The sequence below is a fragment of the Actinosynnema sp. NPDC023658 genome, assembly GCF_040639995.1.
GTDB lineage: Bacteria > Actinomycetota > Actinomycetes > Mycobacteriales > Pseudonocardiaceae > Actinosynnema.
On the sequence record NZ_JBFAAX010000950.1, the window covers coordinates 1 to 2,070 of the forward strand.

The 2,070-nt window shown below is 71.2% G+C and carries 2 protein-coding genes; both read left to right on the forward strand.

Annotated elements, in window-relative coordinates; translation table 11 throughout:
* A partial coding sequence (locus AB0G02_RS36800; protein WP_360804097.1) for a hypothetical protein occupies positions 1–241 on the forward strand: 241 nt, incomplete at its 5' end.
* Between the two features lie 324 nt (positions 242–565).
* The gene (locus tag AB0G02_RS36805) at positions 566–2,029 is read left to right on the forward strand and encodes an arabinofuranosidase catalytic domain-containing protein (RefSeq protein WP_360804100.1); all 1,464 of its coding nucleotides are present in this window, start codon (positions 566–568) and stop codon (positions 2,027–2,029) included.
* Positions 2,030–2,070: the final 41 nt, after the last annotated feature.

Consider the following 2,070-nt stretch of genomic DNA (forward strand, 5'->3'; position numbering starts at 1 on the left):
CGTCGACCTCCGCGCGGCGGTCGTCGTGCACTCCCAGCGGGACGACTCGCCGTCCGTGTCGTTCGAGGCCGCCCTGGCACCGGTGCCCGGAGCGACCGCCGTCGTCCACGACGTCCGGATCACGGTCCGGCGGCTGACACCGCCGACGATCACGTTCGACCTCACCGACACCTGCACCGCACGACGGAGAACAGCACAACGCAGCACAACGGAGGACGAGGAGCGAGGACAGGGCCGCTGAAGTCCACGACACCACCCGTCACGGCCCAGCCGGGAACCGGACCCGGCCGGATCCACCCGTTCGCCGCCAAAAGCGACAGCACCGACAAAAGCACACATCGTAGTGGAATGCGGACCGAGGGTGAGGACAACCATTGCGGTACGGGAGGCCGCGCGCTATGTTAGCGCTCACATCTTCACCGTCTTCTGCACCGCCGGCAACTGCATCGGCGCGGTCACCCACGGCCGCCGACAGAACGGTCAGCCCCCACTCGCGCGCCCCGGCCCGGCGCGCGGGTGAGTCGCGCCCGGCCGGCGACCACCCAACGCAACGGAAGAGGTCGACATGGCAGCACAGCCCGGACATCGTCGTCGGCGGGCACTCACCCTGGCGGTCGCCGCGACGGGCGTCCTCGCCGCGAGCCTCGCGGTGGGCGTCGGCACGTCGCAGGCCGCCACGCAGGGACCGTGCGACATCTACGCCGCCGGCGGCACGCCGTGCGTGGCCGCGCACAGCACCACCCGGGCGCTCTACGGCACCTACAGCGGTCCGCTCTACCAGGTCGAGCGATCGTCCGACAACGCCACGCGGAACGTCGGCGTGCTCAGCGCGGGCGGCGTGGCCGACGCGGCGGCCCAGGACTCGTTCTGCGCCGCCACGACCTGCCTCATCAGCGTCATCTACGACCAGTCGGGCCGGGGCAACCACCTCACGCAGGCACCTCCGGGCACCTGGCCCGGTCCCGCGCCCGGCGGGTGGGACAACCTCGCCAACGCGACGGCGGCCCCGGTCACCGTCGGCGGGAACAAGGCGTACGGCGTCTACATCTCACCGGGCACCGGTTACCGCAACAACAGCACCAGCGGCGTCGCGACCGGCGACCAACCGGAGGGCATCTACGCCGTCGTCGACGGCCTGCACCACAACAACTGGTGCTGCTTCGACTACGGCAACGCGCAGACGAACAACAAGGCAGACACCCCCGCCATCATGGAAACCGTCTACTTCGGCTCCGACCGGCAGTGGGGCTACGGGGACGGCACGGGTCCCTGGGTCATGGCGGACCTGGAGTGGGGCCTGTTCTCCGGGGTCAACGCCGGGTACAACCGGAACCCGACGATCAACCACCGCTTCGTGACGGCCATCGTGAAGGGCGAGCCGAACCACTGGGCCATCCGCAGCGGGAACGCGCAGGCGCCCGGGCTGTCGACCGTGTTCGACGGACCGCGCCCCAACGGCTACAACCCGATGAGGAAGCAGGGGGCGATCCTGCTCGGGATCGGCGGCGACAACAGCGTTTCCGGGGCCGGCACCTTCTACGAGGGCGTCCTGACCTCCGGCTACCCGTCGAACGCCACCGAGGAGGCGGTGCAGGCCGACATCGCGGCCGCCGGGTACGCGCCGCCCGGTGGCAGCCCGCAGCAGGGCCGGCTCGTGGGAGCCCAGTCGGGTCGGTGCGCCGAGGTGCCCAACGGCTCCACCGCCAACGGGACCCAGGTCCAACTGGCGGACTGCCGGAACGTCGACGGGCAGCGCTGGACCCCCACCTCCGGCAAGGAGCTCCGGGTCTACGGCGGCAAGTGCCTGGACGCCAACGGCCAGGGCACCGCGAACGGCACCCGGGTGATCATCTGGGACTGCAACGGCCAGGTGAACCAGCAGTGGAACGTCAACTCGAACGGCACCGTCACCGGTGTCCAGTCCGGCCTGTGCCTGGACGCCGCCGACGGCGGGACAGCCGTCGGCACGAAGCTGATCCTCTGGTCGTGCCACGGCGGTGCGAACCAGCAGTGGACCCTGGGCGGGTGACCGCGTGACGCTGTCCGGGCCGACCGCGCCCCGCGCGGTGG

Coding starts and splice junctions, on each gene's coding strand:
- AB0G02_RS36805 (WP_360804100.1), top strand. CDS start 566: ATGGCAGCACAGCCCGGACATCGTCGTCGGCGGGCACTCACCCTGGCG.